The following is a 3,003-nucleotide window of genomic DNA, read 5'->3' as shown; positions in this document are numbered from 1 at the left end:
GCCGTGGCCGCAGACGGGCCGTCCGCGCCGGGTCGGGGTGTCGTCGTTCGGGATCAGCGGCACCAACGCCCACGTCATCCTCGAACAGGCCCCAGAACTCGACGTTCCTGTTCGCCCGAAGTCCACCGCTCCGGCGATCCCTTGGGCGCTCTCCGCTAAGTCGGCTGGCGGTCTGCGTACGCAGGCGGCAAGGCTGGCGTCCTTTGTGGAGGCGGCCGACCTCGATCCGGTGGACGTCGGGTTCTCGCTGGCCACTGGGCGTACTGCGCTCGAGTATCGGGCCGCCGTCGCCGGAGCCGACCGCGACGAACTCGTTCGAGCGCTCCATGACCTAGCTGCCAGCGGCGACAGTGCGCCCGTCAGCGAAACTCCCAAGCTGTCGGTCCTCTTCTCGGGGCAAGGTTCGCAGCGGCTCGGGATGGGCCGGGAGTTGTATGCGGCTTTCCCGGTCTTCGCTACGGCGCTGGACGAGGTCGTGGCGTCGCTGGACGGGTTGTTGGATCGGCCGCTGCTCGACGTGATGTGGGGCGACGATGCGGAGTTGCTCGATCAGACGGGATACACGCAGGCGGCGTTGTTCGCGGTGGAGACGGCGTTGTTCCGGTTGGTCGAGTCGTGGGGCGTACGCCCGGACTTCGTGGGTGGGCACTCGATCGGTGAGGTGACCGCCGCGCATGTCGCCGGTGTGCTGTCTCTATCGGATGCGGCGAAGCTGGTGGCCGCTCGGGGTCGGCTGATGCAGGCGCTCCCTCCCGGCGGCGTCATGGTGTCCGTCGCCGCTCCGGAAGCCGACGTCCTCCCGCTGCTGATCGACGGCGTGGACATCGCCGCAATCAACGGTTCCGCTTCCGTGGTCGTCTCCGGTGTCGATCAGGCAGTGGCACGCGTGGTGGCCGTATTGCAGAAGCGCGGCGTCAAGACCAAGCAGCTGCGGGTGTCCCATGCATTCCACTCCTCGCTGATGGATCCGATGCTGGACGAGTTCCGGCCGGTCCTGAATGGACTGAGCTTCGGCGAGGCGACGATCCCGGTGGTGTCGAACGTGACCGGAGCCCTCACTCCCGTCAACGACCCCGAGTACTGGGTGACTCACGTCCGCAACGCCGTTCGGTTCGCCGATGGGATCACGGCGCTGGAGGCGGCAGGCGCGCAGGTCTTCCTCGAACTCGGCCCGGATGCGGTGCTCTCCGGCATGGCCGAGGGCTTCATCCCGGCTCAGCGTCGCAATCGCGAAGAGGCGCTCACGATCGTCAGCGCGCTGGGCGCTCTGCACTCGGCCGGGGCGACCGTCGACTGGGGGAAGTTCTTCGAGGCGTACGGGGCGGGGTGGGTTGATCTGCCCACCTATGCGTTCGAGCACGAACGGTACTGGCTGTTCGCCGGCCCGAGCGGTGATCCCCTCTCCGTCGGACAGGACCTGGTCGAGCATCCGCTGCTGGGTGCAGCCGTCGCGCTCGCGGCCGATGAAGGCGCGGTGCTCACCGGGCGGCTGTCGCTGAGCACCCATCGCTGGCTCGCCGATCACCGCGTACTGGGCCGGGTTCTGTTGCCGGGCACTGCCTTCGTCGAACTCGCGATGCGAGCCGGCGAGCAGGTCGGGGCCGGCTTCCTCGAAGAACTGGTACTCCACGCGCCACTGGTGCTGCCCGCGGAAGGCGGCGTACACGTCCAGGTCGCGGTCGGTGCTCCCGAGGAATCGGGACGTCGTTCGGTACGCGTCTTCGGCCGCTTCGAAGACGCCGATCCGGAGTGGGTCCTGCACGCCGAGGGGACGGTTGGACCGGATGCGCCGCCGACCGAGTGGGATCTTGCGCAGTGGCCGCCGAGCGGAGTGGAGCCGGTGCCAGTCGAAGGGTTGTACGACCGGCTGATCGAGCGCGGCTACGAGTACGGGCCGACGTTCCAGGGGCTTCGGGCCGCTTGGCGTTCCGGGGACGACCTGTACGCCGAAGTCGCGTTGCCCGAAGCCGACGACGCGGCCGGGTTCGGCCTGCACCCGGCGCTGCTGGACGCGGCGATGCACGTGGACCTGCTGGACGAAGACGGGCCGGCGCTGCTGCCGTTCTCGTGGAGCGGCGTCGGACTGCACGGCGGTTCGACCGCGGCCCTGCGAGTGCACGTACGCCGACTGCAAGGCGGGGAGCTGTCGGCGATGCGGATCGCCGACGAGTCGGGCCGCCCGGTGCTGACCGTCGAATCCCTCGCCTCCCGGGCGGGCTCCGCCGAGCAGCCGGTTACCGGGCGAGTGCATCGGGTCACCTGGCAGGAGGTGGATCGGGGCAGGCCGCGTACGACGAGAGACGAGATCATCCGCTGTCTGCAGATGACCGGGGACGACGTTCCGGCGATGGTTCGGGAGACCGTCGGCGGCGTACTGGAACGGTTGCAGTCCTGGCTGACGGAGGATCACGGCGCAGCCCGGCTCGTCGTCGTCACCCGGAATGCGATGGCCGACGAGCCGAATGTGATCCAGGCGCCCGTCTGGGGTCTGGTGCGCGCAGCGCAGTCGGAGAATCCCGGGCGCATCGTCCTGGTGGACGTCACGGAAGACGTCCCCGATGACGTGATCCATGCGGCGGTGGCGACCGGGGAGCCGGAGCTGGCCGTACGCGGCGACCGGATTCTCACACCTCGGCTGGCGCGCACCTCCGTCCCGAGTGGAGTGTCACCGTGGTCGAGCGCGGCTCGGGTGCTGATCACCGGTGGGACCGGAGGTCTGGGCGCGGTGGTGGCTCGGCATCTGGTGTCGGTGCATGGCGTACGCGATCTGGTGTTGGTGAGCCGGCGGGGTGGGGATGCGCCGGGGGCGGCGGAGTTGGCGGCCGATCTCCGTTCACAGGGGGCGGAGGTCTGGCTGGTCGCCTGTGATGTGGCCGATCGCGATGCGGTTGCTGCGCTCCTGGCGGAGTTCCCGGTCGACGGCGTTGTGCATACCGCTGGATTGTTGGACGACGGGGTGATCGAGTCGCTGACGCCGCAGCGATTGGACACGGTCTTGCGCCC

At 69.2% G+C, this 3,003-nt stretch carries 1 protein-coding gene; it reads left to right on the top strand.

What is annotated here, in order from left to right; translation table 11 throughout:
- Nucleotides 1-3,003, top strand: a 3,003-nt coding sequence (locus HOV77_RS29940) for a type I polyketide synthase (RefSeq protein ID WP_290868175.1), incomplete at both ends; no start/stop codon positions are given.

Origin of the sequence: Hamadaea sp. (assembly GCF_013362815.1) — a bacterium.
In the GTDB taxonomy this organism is placed as follows: Bacteria; Actinomycetota; Actinomycetes; order Mycobacteriales; family Micromonosporaceae; genus Hamadaea.
The sequence above is the reverse complement of the archived record's forward strand: the minus strand, read 5'-3'. Positions and strand labels throughout refer to the sequence as shown.